20 protein-coding genes are annotated in these 15,699 nt (G+C 62.3%); 11 read left to right on the top strand and 9 right to left on the bottom strand.

Features of this window, described 5'->3' with window-relative positions; genetic code table 11:
* Nucleotides 1–36 precede the first annotated feature (36 nt).
* Nucleotides 37–498, bottom strand: a complete 462-nt coding sequence (locus NTD80_RS03655; protein ID WP_106803443.1) for a TlpA disulfide reductase family protein — start codon at nt 496–498, stop codon at nt 37–39.
* Nucleotides 499–613: 115 nt separating this feature from the next.
* Between NTD80_RS03655 and arsC the strand changes: the two genes are divergently transcribed.
* The 3 genes from arsC to NTD80_RS03640 are packed head-to-tail and all read left to right on the top strand — an operon-like array spanning nt 614 to nt 1,981.
* Entirely contained in the window at nt 614–967 is a 354-nt protein-coding gene (arsC, locus tag NTD80_RS03650) for an arsenate reductase (glutaredoxin) (protein WP_065907458.1), read from the top strand.
* Nucleotides 964–1,578, top strand: coding sequence for an NAD(P)H:quinone oxidoreductase (wrbA, locus tag NTD80_RS03645; RefSeq protein ID WP_065907460.1), 615 nt, complete (start codon nt 964–966; stop codon nt 1,576–1,578). The genes arsC and wrbA overlap by 4 nt, the downstream gene beginning before the upstream one ends.
* On the top strand, nt 1,562–1,981 hold the full coding sequence (locus NTD80_RS03640; RefSeq protein WP_065907462.1) for a DUF2069 domain-containing protein: 420 nt from the start codon (nt 1,562–1,564) through the stop codon (nt 1,979–1,981). The genes wrbA and NTD80_RS03640 overlap by 17 nt, the downstream gene beginning before the upstream one ends.
* Nucleotides 1,982–2,075: 94 nt before the next feature.
* Here NTD80_RS03640 and NTD80_RS03635 read toward each other — a convergent pair whose 3' ends face one another.
* Entirely contained in the window at nt 2,076–2,747 is a 672-nt protein-coding gene (locus tag NTD80_RS03635; RefSeq protein ID WP_010209632.1) for a DNA-3-methyladenine glycosylase I, read from the bottom strand.
* Between the two features lie 67 nt (nt 2,748–2,814).
* A complete protein-coding gene (ttcA, locus tag NTD80_RS03630) occupies nt 2,815–3,639 on the bottom strand; it encodes a tRNA 2-thiocytidine(32) synthetase TtcA (RefSeq protein ID WP_065907464.1) in 825 nt (274 codons plus the stop codon).
* 342 nt (nt 3,640–3,981) lie between these two features.
* Here ttcA and NTD80_RS03625 point away from each other — a divergent pair, with 342 nt between their 5' ends.
* Together NTD80_RS03625 and NTD80_RS03620 are read left to right on the top strand one after the other, a co-directional pair.
* Complete coding sequence (locus NTD80_RS03625; RefSeq protein ID WP_065907465.1) at nt 3,982–4,584, top strand: Yip1 family protein; 603 nt, start codon at nt 3,982–3,984, stop codon at nt 4,582–4,584.
* A gap of 128 nt (nt 4,585–4,712) precedes the next feature.
* On the top strand, nt 4,713–5,207 hold the full coding sequence (locus NTD80_RS03620; protein ID WP_065907486.1) for a SprT family zinc-dependent metalloprotease: 495 nt from the start codon (nt 4,713–4,715) through the stop codon (nt 5,205–5,207).
* Nucleotides 5,208–5,310: 103 nt separating this feature from the next.
* On the opposite strand, the gene NTD80_RS03615 is transcribed toward NTD80_RS03620, so the two are convergent.
* Nucleotides 5,311–6,492, bottom strand: a complete 1,182-nt coding sequence (locus NTD80_RS03615) for a CaiB/BaiF CoA transferase family protein (RefSeq protein WP_262132173.1) — start codon at nt 6,490–6,492, stop codon at nt 5,311–5,313.
* 157 nt (nt 6,493–6,649) lie between these two features.
* Between NTD80_RS03615 and tusD the strand changes: the two genes are divergently transcribed.
* From tusD to NTD80_RS03585, 6 genes are all read left to right on the top strand, one after another.
* On the top strand, nt 6,650–7,042 hold the full coding sequence (gene tusD / locus NTD80_RS03610) for a sulfurtransferase complex subunit TusD (RefSeq protein ID WP_262132172.1): 393 nt from the start codon (nt 6,650–6,652) through the stop codon (nt 7,040–7,042).
* A 1-nt stretch (nt 7,043) separates the two neighbouring features.
* Nucleotides 7,044–7,394 (top strand): sulfurtransferase complex subunit TusC, encoded by a 351-nt coding sequence (gene tusC / locus NTD80_RS03605; protein WP_262132171.1) that lies wholly within the window; start codon nt 7,044–7,046, stop codon nt 7,392–7,394.
* A complete protein-coding gene (gene tusB / locus NTD80_RS03600) occupies nt 7,394–7,672 on the top strand; it encodes a sulfurtransferase complex subunit TusB (RefSeq protein ID WP_106803439.1) in 279 nt (92 codons plus the stop codon). Before tusC ends, tusB begins: the two co-directional genes overlap by 1 nt.
* Nucleotides 7,669–8,004 (top strand): TusE/DsrC/DsvC family sulfur relay protein, encoded by a 336-nt coding sequence (locus tag NTD80_RS03595; protein ID WP_213553233.1) that lies wholly within the window; start codon nt 7,669–7,671, stop codon nt 8,002–8,004. The genes tusB and NTD80_RS03595 overlap by 4 nt, the downstream gene beginning before the upstream one ends.
* Before the next feature lie 14 nt (nt 8,005–8,018).
* Entirely contained in the window at nt 8,019–9,002 is a 984-nt protein-coding gene (locus NTD80_RS03590; protein ID WP_410017404.1) for a glycosyl transferase family protein, read from the top strand.
* Nucleotides 9,003–9,090: 88 nt separating this feature from the next.
* The gene (locus NTD80_RS03585) at nt 9,091–10,086 is read left to right on the top strand and encodes a glutathione S-transferase family protein (RefSeq protein WP_262132168.1); all 996 of its coding nucleotides are present in this window, start codon (nt 9,091–9,093) and stop codon (nt 10,084–10,086) included.
* Nucleotides 10,087–10,638: 552 nt separating this feature from the next.
* Here NTD80_RS03585 and cysG read toward each other — a convergent pair.
* Genes cysG through lolA form a run of 5 tightly spaced genes read right to left on the bottom strand, consistent with a single transcriptional unit; the run spans nt 10,639 to nt 15,678 of the window.
* Complete coding sequence (cysG, locus tag NTD80_RS03580; protein ID WP_106803435.1) at nt 10,639–12,033, bottom strand: siroheme synthase CysG; 1,395 nt, start codon at nt 12,031–12,033, stop codon at nt 10,639–10,641.
* On the bottom strand, nt 12,034–13,314 hold the full coding sequence (gene serS, locus NTD80_RS03575; protein ID WP_262132167.1) for a serine--tRNA ligase: 1,281 nt from the start codon (nt 13,312–13,314) through the stop codon (nt 12,034–12,036).
* A 16-nt stretch (nt 13,315–13,330) separates the two neighbouring features.
* Nucleotides 13,331–13,705, bottom strand: a complete 375-nt coding sequence (gene crcB / locus NTD80_RS03570; protein WP_065907493.1) for a fluoride efflux transporter CrcB — start codon at nt 13,703–13,705, stop codon at nt 13,331–13,333.
* Nucleotides 13,705–15,027 (bottom strand): replication-associated recombination protein A, encoded by a 1,323-nt coding sequence (locus NTD80_RS03565; RefSeq protein WP_065907495.1) that lies wholly within the window; start codon nt 15,025–15,027, stop codon nt 13,705–13,707. Before NTD80_RS03565 ends, crcB begins: the two co-directional genes overlap by 1 nt.
* Nucleotides 15,028–15,054: 27 nt before the next feature.
* The gene (lolA, locus tag NTD80_RS03560) at nt 15,055–15,678 is read right to left on the bottom strand and encodes an outer membrane lipoprotein chaperone LolA (protein ID WP_065907498.1); all 624 of its coding nucleotides are present in this window, start codon (nt 15,676–15,678) and stop codon (nt 15,055–15,057) included.
* Nucleotides 15,679–15,699 lie beyond the last annotated feature (21 nt).

The following is a 15,699-nucleotide window of genomic DNA, read 5'->3' as shown; positions in this document are numbered from 1 at the left end:
AGCAAGCCCCCTCGCACATTTGATCGGGGCCCGCCTTTAGCCGCGCAGGGCCTTGAGCTTGGCCAAAACGCCTTCTGCAGTCTGCTCACCCATCAACTGCTCGCGCACCTTGCCCTTGTCATCGATGATGTAGGTCACCGGCAATGCTTCGCTGCGCGGAATATCGAAGATCCCGTCCGGGTTCTGCGCCAGCACTGTGAACTTGATGCCCAGCTTGTCGCTGGCTTCCTTCAGCTCTGCGCCTTGCACATTGTCGAAGTTGACCCCGAACACACCCACGCCCTGCCCCTTCAACTGCTCCGCCAGGGCGTTGAGTTCAGGGATTTCCGTGCGGCACGGGCCACACCATTCCGCCCAGTAGTTGACCACCAGCCATTGCTTGTCCAGGCGCTCGGCCGCCACCTTCTGGCCGTTCTGGTCAACGCCGTAGTCATTACCGCAGCCGCTGAGCAGCAGAGTTGTGATGATCGCCAATGCACCGATCAGTCGCCTAGTCATGGGGTAATCCTTCGCAAAAATGAACGTAGGCTGCGACCTATCGCCTCTAACGGTTTAAGGACCGGGCGCAGCGCAGGTAGAATACCTGCCACCTTACGCAAGATGCGACCCGCACATGACCGATCTGACGCTTTATCACAACCCGCGCTGCTCGAAATCCCGCGGTGCGCTCGAACTGCTGGAAGCCCGTGGCCTCGCCCCGACCGTAGTGCGCTACCTGGAAACCCCGCTTGACGCCGCGCAATTGCAGGCCTTGCTGGCCAAGCTCGGCATCAGCGCCCGGCAACTGCTGCGCACCGGTGAAGACGAATACAAGGCCCTCGGCCTGGCCGACGCCAGCCTCAGCGAAGCGCAATTGATTGCCGCCATCGCCGCGCACCCGAAGTTGATGGAACGCCCGATCCTGGAAACCGCCGACACAGCCATCATTGGCCGCCCGCCGGAAAACGTGCTGGAGATCCTGCCGTGACGTCGCCGTATGTGCTGGTGTTGTATTACAGCCGCAATGGCTCGGTGAGCGAAATGGCCCGGCAGATTGCACGGGGCATCGAGCAAGGCGGGATGGAGGCGCGCTTGCGCACCGTGCCGGCGATCTCCACCGAGTGCGAAGCCGTGGCGCCGAGCATCCCGGAGGAAGGCGCGCTGTATGCCAGCCTCGACGACTTGAAACACTGTTCCGGCCTGGCCCTCGGCAGCCCGACGCGCTTCGGCAATATGGCCGCGCCGCTCAAGTACTTCCTCGACGGCACCAGCAACCTGTGGCTCACCGGCGCGCTCGTCGGCAAGCCGGCCGGGGTGTTCACCTCCACCGCCAGCCTGCACGGCGGCCAGGAAACCACGCTGATGTCGATGCTGCTGCCGCTGCTGCACCACGGCATGCTGATCACCGGCCTGCCGTACAGCGAACAAGCACTGCTCGACACCCAGGGTGGCGGCACTCCGTATGGCGCCAGCCACCATGCCGGGCCGGATGGCAAGCGCCTGCTCGATCAACACGAAATCAGCCTGTGCCGCGCCCTCGGCCTGCGCCTGGCCACCACCGCCACGTTGCTGGAGAACGGCCGTGGCCAGAAAGCCTAAGGTCCTGCCGCCCCAGGCGTGGCTGGAGCCACGGGTCAAGCTCGCGCGCACGCTGAGCCTGCTGGCGTTTTTCGCCCTGGTAGGGTTGCTCTGCGTGTACTACCTGTTCATCGCCGACCTGCACGGCGCCCGCCCGTGGGTGATCCTGCTGATCGAACTGGTGCCGCTGCTGATCCTCGCGCCGGGCATGTTGCTGGGCAGCGCGCGCGGACATTCGTGGATGTGCTTTGTGGTGAACCTGTATTTCATCAAGGGCGCGCTGGCGGCGTATGACCCGAACCGCCAGTGGTTCGGGGTGCTGGAGATGCTCGCGAGCCTGGCGGTGTTCTGTACGGCGTTGCTGTATGTGCGCTGGCGGCATCAGTTGAATCGAAGACTGGCAGCAGAACCTGTGTCTACCTGAGGTCCGCTATCGCAGGCAAGCCAGCTCCCACATTTTGACCGCGGCGCCGATCAAATGTGGGAGCTGGCTTGCCTGCGATGGCCTCACCACAGCCTCAGTGATTCACGGTGTAAGCCAGCATCATCGACAACTGGCACATCGGCCGGCCGCTCTCGGCATGCCATTGGTTGAACGCGCCCTGCACCGTCGCCAGGTCCCGCAGGCTGGTCGGCGCCTTGTCGACGATCTTCTGCGCATTCAGCGCGGCCACCACGTCATAACTCGGCACAAACGTATCCTTGCCGACCATGCGCAAAAAGCGCGGCGCCGACAGGCCGCCCAATTGGTGGCCGTGCTTGCTCAGGTACTTCCACAACCCAACGATATCGGTCACCGGCCAGTCGGCGACAAACGCACCAAAGCTGCCCTTTTCCTGCTCGATGTCGAGGATCATCTGCGCGTTGCGCGGCACGCTCTTGAGCTTGCCCAGGTGGCGGATGATGCGCGTGTCCTGCATCAGCCGCTCCAGGTGCTCGGCGCCCATCAACACGACTTTTTCCGGATCGAAGCCGAAGAATACTTGCTCGAACGCCGGCCACTTGGCGTCGACCACGCTGTGTTTCAAGCCAGCGCGAAAGACCCGCAGCGCCAGGGTCGACAGGTAGCGGTCATCACTGATTTTGCGCAACTGCGCCGGGGTCTTGGGTACAGGCAGGTGGGCTTCCAACTCGGCCGCTGAACCGAAGCGGTTCAGACAATATTCGTGCAGCCACTTGTAATCGCGCATGCCCTCTCCTGGCAATGGAATTGAAAACGGCGCTCGCAAGCGCCGTGTGTCAGAGCGTTGAATCGGCTCAGAGGTTCACAACATTGACGAAGCGCGACGCGGCGGTTTCATCAATCTTCAGGCTGGTGAAGTCAAACAGGTTGCGGTCGGCCAGCTGTGACGGGATCACGTTCTGCAGGCTGCGGAAGATGCTCTCGGTACGGCCTGGGGTCTTGCGCTCCCAATCCACCAGCATCTCCTTGACCACCTGGCGCTGCAGGTTTTCCTGGGAGCCACACAGGTTGCACGGGATGATCGGGAATTGCTTGAAGTCGGAATAGGCCTGGATGTCCTTCTCATTGCAATACGCCAGCGGGCGAATCACCACGTTGCGCCCGTCATCGGCACGCAGCTTGGGCGGCATCGCCTTGAGAGAGCCGTTGAAGAACATATTCAGGAAGAAGGTCTCGACGATGTCGTCACGATGGTGCCCCAGGGCCATCTTGGTCGCGCCGATCTCATCGGCGAACGTGTAGAGCGTGCCACGGCGCAGGCGCGAGCAAAGCGAGCAAGTGGTCTTGCCTTCCGGGATCAGCTCCTTGACCACCGAGTAGGTGTCTTTCTCGACGATGTGGTACTCGACGCCCAGCTCCTTGAGGTAGGCCGGCAGCACGTGCTCAGGGAAACCCGGTTGTTTCTGGTCCATGTTGACGGCGACGATCTCGAACTGGATCGGCGCGACCTTTTGCAGGTGCAGCAGCACGTCAAGCATGGTGTAGCTGTCCTTGCCGCCGGAGAGGCAGACCATGACCTTGTCGCCGTCCTCGATCATGTTGAAATCGGCGACCGCTTCACCGGCCAGGCGACGCAGGCGTTTTTGCAGTTTGTTCTGATTGACCGTAAGAGTGCCCATGGCGCTTGGATCCGCTAGAGGTGTGTGACGAAAAGCGCGGTATTTTACCGATAAGCACCACCGAGTTCCATTGTAGGCGCTGGCTTGCCGGCGATAGCGGTGGTTGCCGTTCCGTGGCAGCCCGTTATAGCGCAATCGCCGGCAAGCCTACGCCTACACAGACCTCACCGCGATTAGGGCCAATGTTTACAGCGCGATTTGCTCTAAAGCCCTACAGTTTTTCCGGTCATCCCTTCCTATACTGCGACTTGAGGTCGCACATCACTATCCAGACCTTTCAGGCCAATTGGCCGGTGGGCGCTCCGATGGGGGGCGATGGTAATAACGACAGGAGTGACTGGCATGATCCATCACGTCGTGGGGCTGTTTACCCATCCCGACCAGGAATGGCGGGAAATTCGTGGCGATAAAGAAGAAAGCATCAGCCACATGTACCTCACTCACACCTTGATTCTCGCGGCGATCCCCGCCGTGTCCGCCTTTATCGGTACCACCCGGGTCGGTTGGGTGATCGGCAGCCGCGCGCCGGTCATGCTGACCCAGGAAAGCGCGTTGTGGATGACCATCATGTCGTACGCGGCCATGCTCGGCGGCGTGGCAGTGATGGGCGCGTTCATTCACTGGATGGCCCGCACCTACGACGCCAACCCCAGCATGGCGCGGTGCGTAGCCTTTGCCACCTACACCGCGACCCCGCTGTTTATCGGCGGGCTGGCGGCGCTCTACCCACATATGTGGCTGGGCATGGTGGTCGGGACGGCGGCGATTTGCTACACGGTGTACCTGCTGTATGTGGGGCTGCCCACCTTCATGAGCATTGATCCCGACGAGGGCTTCCTGTTTTCCAGTTCGGTACTGGCCGTGGGCCTGGTGGTCCTGGTGGCAATCATGGCGTTTACCGTGATTGTCTGGGGGCTGGGCGTCGGCCCGATCTATACCAACTGACCGGTCAAAGGGGTAGGCAAAGCCGCCGCAAGGTGGCTTTGTGCGTTATGCATGACCATTCGGCGCCTGACAGATTCGGAAACACCCGGTTTTGCGGCATACTGGACGTCTCTGGAGATATGGTCAGCATGCCCGAGCAACTCAATACCCGCGTCGAAGATTGTTTCCTGCAAGCCGAATCCTTTTTCAAACGAAGCTTCAAACGCCCCCAGGTCAGCCTCAAGCTGCGGGGCCAGAAGGCCGGTGTCGCGCATTTGCACGAGAACCTGCTGCGCTTCAACCCACAGCTCTACCGCGAAAACAGCCAGCACTTCCTGAAGCAGACCGTGGCTCATGAAGTGGCGCACCTGATCGCCCACCAATTGTTTGGCGAGCGCATCCAGCCCCATGGCGAGGAATGGCAACTGATCATGCGCGGGGTCTACGAACTGCCGCCGGACCGTTGCCACACCTATGCAGTCAAGCGCCGCCAGGTGATGCGCTACATCTACCGTTGCCCGTGTGCGGACAGTGATTTTCCGTTCTCGTCACAGCGCCACGGGATGGTGGCCCAGGGGCGGCGGTATTTGTGCAGGCGGTGCCGGCAGACTTTGGTGTTTACCGGCGAAACCCGGGTGGAGTGAGGGCCTCTTCGCAGGCACGCCCACCCCCTCATTTGAATGCATTACGAGGATAGTGCGCGGTCAAAATGTGGGAACGGGCTTGCCCGCGAAAGCGCCTGTTCAGTCACCCCACAACTTTGGCCTGCCGCAAATCGGCTATCCGCTGCGCACTCAAGCCCAGCTCCGCCAGCACTTCATCACTGTGCGCCCCTACGGCGGCGCCAATATGCCTAGGCTGCGGCAACGCCTCGGAGAACTTCAACGGGCAGGCAATCTGCGCCTGGGTCGAGCCATCGCCCCGTGGCACCTGGGTGACCAACGCCCGTGCCTTCAACTGCGGATGCTGCACCGCCTCACTCAAAGCGAGGACAGGCTCCACACACGCGTCCACCCCGGCAAACAACGCGCACAGCTCATCAAAACTACGCTTTTCGAACTCGACCTGCAGCGCCAGCTTCAAGGCTTGCTGCGCCTGCGGCTGGGGTGACAAGCCTTGCGCCGCCAGCTCCGGGCAACCCAATGCCGTGCAGAGTTGTTGCATAAACCCGGGCTCCAGGCTGCCCACTGACATCCAGCGCCCATCCCGCGAGCGGTAATAATCGTAGAAACTGCCGCCATTGAGCACATGCCCCTCCCACGCCGGCTCGACGCCACAGGCCAGGTAACCGGCGCCAGCCATGGCATTCAGGCTGAACGAACAGTCGGTCATGCTCACATCCAGGTACTGGCCGAGGCCACTGGTTTGCCGGGCAATCACTGCCGCCAGCAGCCCCACCACCGCATGCAGCGAACCGCCGCCCACATCCGCCAATTGCACGCCCAAGGGCAGCGGCCCGCTGTCCTGGCGACCGGTGTAGCTGGCGACGCCGGCCAGGGCGAGGTAATTGATGTCATGCCCGGCACGATCCTTGTAGGGGCCGGTCTGCCCGTAACCCGTGATGGAAACGTAGATCAGCCGCGGGTTGATCGCCTTCAACGCTTCATACCCCAGGCCCAGGCGCTCCATCACCCCGGGGCGGAACTGCTCGAGCACGATGTCGTACTCCTTGACGAGCGCGTGCACGATCTCCAGCGCTTCGGCTTGCTTGAGGTCCAGCGCCAGGCTGCGTTTGTTGCGATTGAGGTAGGCGTGGCTCGCCGATGTGCCGTGATCGTGCGGCGGCAATACCCGCAGCAGGTCCATGCGCGTGGGCGATTCGATACGCAGCACCTCGGCGCCCATGTCGGCGAGCATCAATGACGCAAACGGGCCGGGCAGCAAGGTGGAAAAATCCAGCACTTTGAGGGACGCCAAGGGACCTGACATGAACACTCCAGTTGTGTTTCGGGTTCCCACAGACTAGGCAGCCTGGCGCCGACCGGCAATCGTCAGAACGATCAGCGGGGGTGACCGTTTTGATCACGGCGGGCTTTTTCGTGCAGGCGGCTTTATCATTGGCCCACGTTTGCTTGCAGAGTGTTCCATGAAGTTTGCGATTGCAGTGTTTTCCGCCGCCCACGCGCCCTCCTCGCGCCGCGCCCTGCGCTTTGCCCAGGCGGTGCTGGCCGGTGGGCATGAGATTGTGCGGCTGTTTTTCTATCAGGACGGCGTCTACAGCGCTGCCAATAACATCGTCGCGCCCCAGGACGAGCAGGACATCGCCCGCCAGTGGCGCGAGTGGGTCAGTCAGCACCAACTCGACGGCGTGGTCTGCATCGCCGCCGCGTTGCGCCGTGGCGTGCTCAACACCGAGGAAGCCACGCGCTATCAACGCAGCGCAGTGAACCTGGGTGCGCCGTGGGTGCTGTCGGGCCTGGGGCAATTGCACGACGCCGCCCAGGCCGCCGACCGCCTGATCTGTTTTGGAGGGCCGTGAGATGTCCAAATCCTTATTGGTGATCAGCCGCCAGGCACCGTGGTCCGGGCCGGGCGCGCGCGAAGCACTGGATATCGTGCTGGCCGGCGGCGCGTTTGATCTGCCGATCGGCCTGCTGTTCCTCGATGACGGCGTGTTCCAGCTGGCGCCTCATCAAGACGCCAAGGCCGTGCAGCAGAAGGACCTCAGCGCCAACCTGAAGGCACTGGGCCTGTTCGGCGTCGATGATGTGTTCGTCTGCAGCCACAGCCTGGCCGAGCGCGGGCTTATCTCCCCGGCCAGCGCCCAGCCATTGGACAGTGCCGCCATTTCCACGCTGATTGAGCGTTACGACCAGGTGATGACCCTCTGATGTCGACTTTACATGTGGTTTCCCACTCGCCGTTCACCGACAGCCGCCTCGCCAGTTGCCTGCGCATCTGTGGCGCCGACGATGCAATCCTGCTCTGCGGCGACGGCGCCTACGGGCTGCACAACCCGGCCCTGCAGGCCAAGGGTGTGAAGGTCCTGGTGCTGGCCGAAGACCTGCTGGCGCGCAATCTGCCGCTGCCGGATTGGGCCGACAGCGTCGACTACCCGGGTTTCGTGCAACTGTCGATCGACTACGACAAGGTCAACACCTGGCTATGAACACCCTGACCGTCGGCGCACGCACCCTGGAACTGGACAAGGACGGCTACCTCGTCGACCTGAACGAGTGGTCGACGGAGGTGGCCCACGCCCTGGCCGTCGCCGAAACGCTGGAGTTGACTCCGGACCATTGGGAAATCCTCACGCTGCTGCGCCAGTTCTATGCCGAATTCCAGCTGTCCCCCGCCACGCGCCCGCTGATCAAGTACACCGCCTTGAAGCTGGGCCCGGAAAAGGGCAATAGCCTGCACCTCAACAAACTGTTCAACGGCACTCCCGCCAAACTCGCCGCCAAGCTGGCGGGCCTGCCCAGGCCGACGAATTGCTTATGACCGATTTTGCCCCGCTGACCCTTGAAACCCCTGCCGAGCACCCATTTGCGCAATTCGTGCGCATCCTGGGTAAAGGCAAGCGCGGCGCGCGCAACCTCACCCGTGAAGAAGCCCGCGAAGCCATGGGCATGCTGCTCGACGAAAAAGTCGAAGACACCCAGCTCGGCGCCTTCCTGATGCTGCTGCGCCACAAGGAAGAAAGCCCGGAAGAACTCGCCGGCTTCACCGAAGCCGTGCGCGAGCGCCTGCACGCCCCGGCCTTGAACGTGGATGTAGACTGGCCGACCTATGCCGGCAAGAAGCGCCACCTGCCGTGGTACCTGCTGGCGGCCAAGTGCCTGGCGCAGAACGGTGTGCGCATCCTCATGCACGGCGGCGGCGCACACACCGCCGGCCGCCTGTACACCGAGCAGTTGCTGGAGGGCTTGCAGATCCCGCTGTGCCGCAACTGGCAGCAGGTCGGCGCCGCGTTCGAACGAGGCAACCTGGCATTTATTCCCCTGGGCGACTGGGCGCCGCAACTGCAGCGCATGATCGACCTGCGCAACACCCTGGGCCTGCGCTCGCCGATCCACTCCCTGGCACGCCTGCTCAACCCGCTGAATGCACGCTGCGGCCTGCAAAGCATCTTCCACCCCGGTTATCAGGGCGTGCACCGTGATGCCAGCGGCCTGCTCGGCGACAATGTGATTGTGGTCAAGGGGGATGGCGGTGAAGTCGAGATCAATCCCGACACCATCAGCCACCTGTACGGCACCACCGGTGGCGAAAGCTGGGACGAAGAATGGCCCGCCCTCTCCGCCCAGCGCCACGTCAAACCCGCGAGCCTTGAGCCGCAACATTTAAAAGCCGTGTGGCGCGGCGACGCCGAAGACAGCTACCCGCAACTGGCGCTGATCGCGACCATGGCCCTGGCGCTGCGTGGCCTGGGCCACTCACGGGAACAGGCGTTCACATTGGCCCAGCAGTACTGGGATGCGCGAGATAAATCGATTTAATCGATGATTCACGCCCGGTCTTTGCGCTTTTAGTTCGAACTCATCCCTTTAGACTGGGCTCCAACGCTTATTAGCCAAGGAGCCAGTCATGGGTTTGCTGATCGAAGGGCACTGGAAGGACCAGTGGTACGAAAGTAGCGCCGACGGCGCTTTCCAGCGTGAACAGGCGCAACGCCGAAACTGGGTGACCGCCGATGGCGCGCCCGGCCCCAGCGGCGAAGGCGGCTTCAAGGCCGAAGCCGGTCGCTATCACCTCTACGTCTCCCTTGCCTGCCCTTGGGCGCATCGCACGCTGATCCTGCGCAAGCTCAAGGGCCTGGAAAGCCTGATCGACGTGTCAGTAGTCAGCTGGTTGATGCTGGAAAACGGCTGGACCTTTGACAAGACCCACGGCTCCACCGGCGACACGCTGGATGGCTTCGACTTCATGCACCAGCGTTACACCGCCGACACCGCCGACTACACCGGGCGCGTCACCGTGCCGGTGTTGTGGGACAAGAAACTGCAGCGCATCGTGAGCAATGAGTCAGCGGAAATCATCCGCATGTTCAACAGCGCCTTCAACGAGCTGACCGGCAATACCCTGGACTTCTACCCGCAGGCACTGCGCCCGAGCATCGACGCGCTGAACGAGCGGATCTACCCGGCCGTGAACAATGGCGTGTACCGCGCCGGCTTTGCCACCTCGCAAAAGGCCTACGAAAGCGCATTTGATGATGTGTTTGCCGAGCTGGATCACCTGGAGCAGCACCTGCAAGTACATCGCTACCTGGCCGGTGAGTACCTGACCGAGGCAGATGTGCGCCTGTTCACCACGCTGATCCGTTTTGATGCGGTGTATTACAGCCACTTCAAATGCAACCTGCGGCGGATTGCCGATTATCCGAACCTGTCGAATTGGTTGCGGGAGATGTACCAGTGGCCGGGCGTGGCCGAGACGGTGGATTTCGCGCATATCAAGGGGCATTACTATGCGAGCCACCGGACCATCAATCCGACGGCAATCGTGCCGAAGGGGCCGTTGCAGAGGTTTGATGCCGCCCATGATCGGGCTCGCCTTGCCGGGAAAGGCGTCTTGAGCTGAGGCGACCCGGTGTCTGTGGGGCGGGGCTTGCTATGGCTGGCAAGCTTCTCGGAGCCAGTGGGCATCTTGAGGTTAGTGGGCTTCTTGTGGTCAGCGGGTATCTTGAGGTCAGCGGGCATCTTGAAGTCAGCGGGCTTCTTGTGGCGAGCGGGCTTGCCCCGCGTTGGGGCGCGAAGCGGCCCCAAAACCTGCCTACACGGTCTTCCTGAAACTGCGCAGCGAGTGTACTGGGGCCGCTTCGCGCCCCAACGCGGGGCAAGCCCGCTCGCCACAGGAATCTCACTGACCACAGCAATTTCACTGGACTCTGGAATCTCCACTGGCCTCAGGAATCTCCACTGACCACAGTAATTTCACTGGCCTCTGGAATCTCCACTGACCACAGGAATCTCACTGGCCTCTGGAATCTCCACTGACCTCAGGAATCCCACTGGCCTCAGAAATCCCACTGACCTCAGGAATCCCACTGGCCTCAGAAATCTCCACTAACCACGGTAATCCCACTGGCCACAACAACTGCGCAGCCTCAAGAAGCCCGGCAATCACACAGACCTAAACCTGCGACTGCGCGCCCTCAAACCACTTCAGCTTCTCGCGCAACACCACCACTTCACCGACGATCACCAGTGTCGGTGCATGCACTTCATGCTCCGCCACCATGCGCGGCAGGTCCGCCAGGGTGCCGGTGAATACGCGCTGGTTGGAGGTGGTGCCCTGCTGGATCAACGCCGCGGGGGTGTCCGCCGCGCGGCCATGCTTGATCAGTTGTTCGCAGATGATCGGCAAGCCAATCAAGCCCATGTAGAACACCAGGGTCTGCGACGGTCCCACCAGGTCATGCCAGGGCAGGTCCGAGGTACCGTCCTTCAGGTGCCCGGTGATAAACCGCACCGACTGCGCATAGTCACGGTGAGTCAGCGGAATCCCGGCATACGCCGCGCAACCGCTCGCCGCCGTGATGCCGGGCACCACCTGGAACGGAATGCCATGGGCCGCGAGTTCCTCGATCTCTTCGCCACCCCGGCCAAAGATGAACGGATCGCCACCCTTGAGCCGCAATACACGCTTGCCCTGCTTGGCCAGGTCCACCAGTTGCTGGTTGATCTGGTCCTGCGGGACGGCGTGATCGGCGCGACGCTTGCCGACATAAATACGCTCGGCATCGCGGCGGCACAGTTCGAGAATCGCCGGGGCCACCAGGCGGTCGTACAGCACCACGTCGGCCTGCTGCATCAGGCGCAAGGCGCGGAAGGTCAACAGGTCCGGATCACCCGGCCCTGCCCCCACCAGGTACACCTCGCCCGGTGCATACGGCGGCGCGCCGTTGACCTTTTCGATCAGCAGGCGCTCGGCCTCGTCACCCTGCCCGGCCAATTGACGGTCGGCAATCGGGCCCTGGAACACCTCTTCCCAGAACGCACGGCGTTGCTGCACATCCGGGTACAGGCCTTTGACCTGGGCGCGAAAACGCGCCGCGAGCCCGGCCAGTTGCCCGTAGGTGGACGGAATCCAGGTTTCCAGCTTGGCCCGGATCAAGCGTGCCAGCACCGGCGCATCGCCGCCGCTGGACACCGCGATCACCAACGGTGAACGGTCGACAATCGCCGGGAAGATCACGCTGCACAAGGCCGGCGCATCCACCACATTGACCGGCACGCAACGACGCTTGGCATCGCTGGACACTTGCGCGTTCAGCGGCTCGTCATCGGTGGCGGCGATGATCAGGGTGCAGCCGTCGAGGTCGGCCTCCTGATAACCGCGCAAAATCAATTCCCCGCCACTGCCCAGCACCAACACACGCAGCTGGTCTTCGATCTGGGGAGCAACCACCCGCAGCACTGCACCGGCGTCGGCCAGCAGCCGGGACTTGCGCAAGGCAATCTCCCCACCACCGACGACCAATACACGGCTGCCGCGCAGGTTATGAAACAGCGGCAGAAACTCCATTTAGCGGATGACCTCGACGCCCGCCATGTACGGCTTGAGTACTTCCGGCACACGGATCGAACCGTCGGCCTGCTGGTAGTTTTCCAGCACGGCCACCAACGTACGGCCTACCGCCAGGCCCGAACCGTTGAGGGTATGGACCAGTTCCGGCTTGCCGGTTTCCGGGTTGCGGAAGCGCGCCTGCATGCGACGAGCCTGGAAATCGCCACAGTTGGAGCACGACGAAATCTCGCGGTATTTGTCCTGGCTCGGCACCCACACTTCGAGGTCGTAGGTCTTCACGGCACTGAAACCCATGTCGCCGGTGCACAGCGCCAGCACGCGGTACGGCAGCTCCAGCAGTTGCAGGACGCGTTCGGCGTTGGCGGTCAGGCCTTCCAGGGCTTCCATGGAAGTCGACGGCTCGACCACCTGCACCATCTCGACCTTGTCGAACTGGTGTTGGCGGATCATGCCGCGGGTGTCACGGCCCGATGCACCCGCCTCACTGCGGAAGCACGGGCTGTGGGCGACAAATTTGATCGGCAGTTGCTTGGCGTCGAGGATCTCGCCGGCGACGATGTTGGTCAGCGACACTTCGGCGGTCGGGATCAGGTACAGATCGGCTTCGCCATCGCGGCTGATCTTGAAGAGGTCTTCCTCGAACTTCGGCAACTGGCTGGTGCCCATCAGCGCCGGTGCTTGCACCAGGTACGGGGTGTAGGCCTCTTCGTAGCCATGCTCGCCGGTGTGCAGGTTGATCATGAACTGCGCCAGGGCGCGGTGCATGCGTGCGATCGGGCCGCGCAGCAAGGCAAAGCGCGCGCCGGACATCTTCGCAGCGGTTTCGAAATCCAGGCCGCCGGTCAGTTCGCCCAGGGCGACGTGGTCCTTGATCTCGAAATCAAAAGTCGTCGGCGTGCCCCAGCGGCGCACTTCGACGTTGCCGTCTTCGTCTTCGCCGACCGGTACGGACTCATGGGGAATGTTGGGAATGCCCAGCAGGATCGAATCCAGCTCGGACTGAATCTTTTCCAGCTCGACTTTACCGTTAGACAGCTCGGTGCCCATGCGCTCGACATCCGCCATCAGCGGCGCGATGTCTTCGCCGCGCTGCTTGGCCTGACCGATGGATTTGGAACGCGCATTACGCTCAGCCTGCAGTGCTTCGGTGCGGGTCTGGACGGTCTTGCGCTGTTCTTCCAGCGCTTCGATGCGCGCAACATCCAAGGCAAAGCCACGGGATGCCAGGCGGTCCGCTACGTCCTGAAGGTTGCTACGTAACAGTTTGGAATCGAGCATGTCGGTCTCTCGTTTATCAAAGTTTGGTCAAGGACAGGCCGGCCCAGGTGGCGAGCAGCCCGCCGAACACGCTGATGCCCAGATACCCGAAGGCGACCAGGGCCTGCCCGCTTTCCAGCAGTCGCAGCGTGTCCAGTGAAAAGGATGAAAAGGTCGTCAGACCGCCTACAAAGCCGACAATCAAGCCGGCGCGAATTTCAATCGGCACTTCCGGACGCAACAGGAACCAGCCGTACAACAACCCGATGATCAAACAGCCCACCAGGTTGACCGCCAGGGTCGCCGCATAAAAATGCTTGGGCCAGTTAGCGCTGACCCAGTTACCGGTGGCGAAACGCAATAATGTACCAGCGATGCCGGCTGCGGACACGGCAAGAATCGTCTTGAGCACTACTTTCTCCGCTGTTTAGGGCTGAGGCGATCGAGTTGGGCCAGGTGATTGAGCTTTTCGCCGATCTTCAGCTCCAGTCCACGCGGCACCGGCTGATAGAGCGGCAGCGGCTCAAGCTCATCGGGAAAGTAATCTTCGCCAGCGGCGTAGGCGTCAGGCTCATCGTGGGCATAGCGGTATTCGTCGCCGTAACCCAGTTGTTTCATCAACTTGGTGGGCGCGTTGCGCAGGTGCAGCGGCACTTCGAGGGAGCCGTATTCGGCGGCGGCGCGCAGTGCGGACTTGAAGCCCATGTACACCGCGTTGCTCTTGGGCGCACAGGCCAGGTAGGTAATGGCCTGGGCCACGGCCAATTCACCTTCGGGGCTGCCGAGGCGCTCCTGCACGTCCCACGCGGCCAGGCACAGGCTCAGTGCACGCGGGTCGGCGTTGCCGATGTCTTCGCTGGCCATGCGCACCACGCGGCGGGCCAGGTACAGCGGGTCGCAGCCGCCGTCGATCATCCGCGCAAACCAGTACAACGCGCCGTCCGGGTTGGAGCCGCGCACGGATTTATGCAGCGCCGAGATCTGATCGTAGAAAGCTTCGCCGCCCTTGTCGAAGCGCCGACGCGTATCGCCGAGCAGGCTTTGCAGGAGGTCGACGCCAATTTCGCTGCCGTCTTCGGCCAGGTCGGAGGCGTTTTCCAGCAGGTTGAGAAAGCGCCGGCCATCGCCATCGGCGGCAGTCAGCAAAATCTTGAAGCCTTCGTCGCTCACGCTCAGTTGGCGCTTGCCCAGCCCCTTGTCTTCGTTCAAGGCGCGGTGCAGCAGCTTTTGCATCGCCGCTTCGTCGAGGCTCTTGAGCACATAGACCCGCGCCCGCGACAGCAAGGCGTTGTTGAGTTCGAACGAAGGGTTTTCGGTGGTGGCGCCGATAAAGATCAGCGTGCCGTCTTCGACATAGGGCAAGAACGCATCTTGCTGCGACTTGTTGAAGCGGTGCACTTCATCGACAAACAGGATGGTGCGCTTGCCGTATTGCCCGGCCTGCTGCTTGGCGACCTCGACCGCCTGGCGGATCTCCTTGACCCCGGCCAGTACCGCCGAGACCGTTTCGAAGTGCGCATCCGAGACTTTTGCCAGCAGCCGCGCCAGGGTGGTCTTGCCCACGCCCGGCGGCCCCCAGAAAATCATCGAGTGCAGCGCACCCTGCTCCAGGGCTTCGCGCAAAGGCTTGCCGCGAGCGAGCAGGTGTTCCTGCCCGACATACTCATCCAAGTTGGTCGAGCGCAAGCGCGCGGCCAGTGGCTGAGCAATCGGGTCACTTCGAAACAGGTCCATGGGCAGCGTTTGAAACCTCTTGGCAGATTATTCCTGGATCACGTCGGCACCCTTGGGGATGTCGAACTTGAACTTGGACGCCGGCACCGGCTCATTGGCCTTGACCCCGGAGAACAGGATATCGGTGCGCTGGCCGACGCTGTCGACCAGGCGCATGTTGTTGATCACGCCATTGCCAAACGACAGGGACAGCGTGTCAAACAGCGTGTCCTTGGATTTGGGCTTGAGGGTGAACTCGATCACGTTACTGGTTTGCTTGGAGGTGATGTCGAAACTCTCGTTGATTTTCGACACATCACCCGACAGCAGCAGCGCTGGAGTCTGGTTCAGGCGCGGGTCAAGCTTCTTGATGGTCGCCTGCTCCAGGTCCGGGTCCCACAGCGTGACTTTCTGGCCGTCGGAGACGATGGTCTGCTCGGCCTTGCCTTCGGTGTGCCAGTAGAACAGCCCAGGGCGCTGCACGGCCATTTCGCCGGCGGTTTCCTGCAACTGGGTGCCGCCCGCGTCCAGGGTCAGCTGGGAGAAGCGCGCGGTCAGGGTCTTGGATTTGTCCAGCAGGTTGGTCAGGCTGGCCACGGAGGCCGGGTCGGCGTGGGCCGAAACAGCAGTCAGGGCCAGTGCTGGCAACAACAGCATGCGGATAAGACGCATGGGAGTCCTCATTGAGTCGTT

Source organism: Pseudomonas sp. 13B_2.1_Bac1 (assembly GCF_025466155.1).
GTDB lineage: Bacteria > Pseudomonadota > Gammaproteobacteria > Pseudomonadales > Pseudomonadaceae > Aquipseudomonas > Aquipseudomonas aylmerensis.
Note: the sequence above shows the minus strand (reverse complement) of the source record. Positions and strands in the feature narration are given on the sequence as shown.

Excerpts from the sequence above, each read along its gene's own strand:
- NTD80_RS03620 (WP_065907486.1), top strand. The coding sequence starts at position 4,713 with ATGCCCGAGCAACTCAATACCCGCGTCGAAGATTGTTTCCTGCAAGCC.
- lolA (WP_065907498.1), bottom strand. The coding sequence starts at position 15,678 with ATGCGTCTTATCCGCATGCTGTTGTTGCCAGCACTGGCCCTGACTGCT.
- NTD80_RS03625 (WP_065907465.1), top strand. The coding sequence starts at position 3,982 with ATGATCCATCACGTCGTGGGGCTGTTTACCCATCCCGACCAGGAATGG.
- ttcA (WP_065907464.1), bottom strand. The coding sequence starts at position 3,639 with ATGGGCACTCTTACGGTCAATCAGAACAAACTGCAAAAACGCCTGCGT.
- NTD80_RS03635 (WP_010209632.1), bottom strand. The coding sequence starts at position 2,747 with ATGCGCGATTACAAGTGGCTGCACGAATATTGTCTGAACCGCTTCGGT.
- cysG (WP_106803435.1), bottom strand. The coding sequence starts at position 12,033 with ATGGAGTTTCTGCCGCTGTTTCATAACCTGCGCGGCAGCCGTGTATTG.
- NTD80_RS03565 (WP_065907495.1), bottom strand. The coding sequence starts at position 15,027 with ATGGACCTGTTTCGAAGTGACCCGATTGCTCAGCCACTGGCCGCGCGC.
- tusC (WP_262132171.1), top strand. The coding sequence starts at position 7,044 with ATGTCCAAATCCTTATTGGTGATCAGCCGCCAGGCACCGTGGTCCGGG.
- serS (WP_262132167.1), bottom strand. The coding sequence starts at position 13,314 with ATGCTCGATTCCAAACTGTTACGTAGCAACCTTCAGGACGTAGCGGAC.
- NTD80_RS03655 (WP_106803443.1), bottom strand. The coding sequence starts at position 498 with ATGACTAGGCGACTGATCGGTGCATTGGCGATCATCACAACTCTGCTG.
- tusD (WP_262132172.1), top strand. The coding sequence starts at position 6,650 with ATGAAGTTTGCGATTGCAGTGTTTTCCGCCGCCCACGCGCCCTCCTCG.
- NTD80_RS03615 (WP_262132173.1), bottom strand. The coding sequence starts at position 6,492 with ATGTCAGGTCCCTTGGCGTCCCTCAAAGTGCTGGATTTTTCCACCTTG.
- tusB (WP_106803439.1), top strand. The coding sequence starts at position 7,394 with ATGTCGACTTTACATGTGGTTTCCCACTCGCCGTTCACCGACAGCCGC.
- NTD80_RS03595 (WP_213553233.1), top strand. The coding sequence starts at position 7,669 with ATGAACACCCTGACCGTCGGCGCACGCACCCTGGAACTGGACAAGGAC.
- arsC (WP_065907458.1), top strand. The coding sequence starts at position 614 with ATGACCGATCTGACGCTTTATCACAACCCGCGCTGCTCGAAATCCCGC.
- NTD80_RS03585 (WP_262132168.1), top strand. The coding sequence starts at position 9,091 with ATGGGTTTGCTGATCGAAGGGCACTGGAAGGACCAGTGGTACGAAAGT.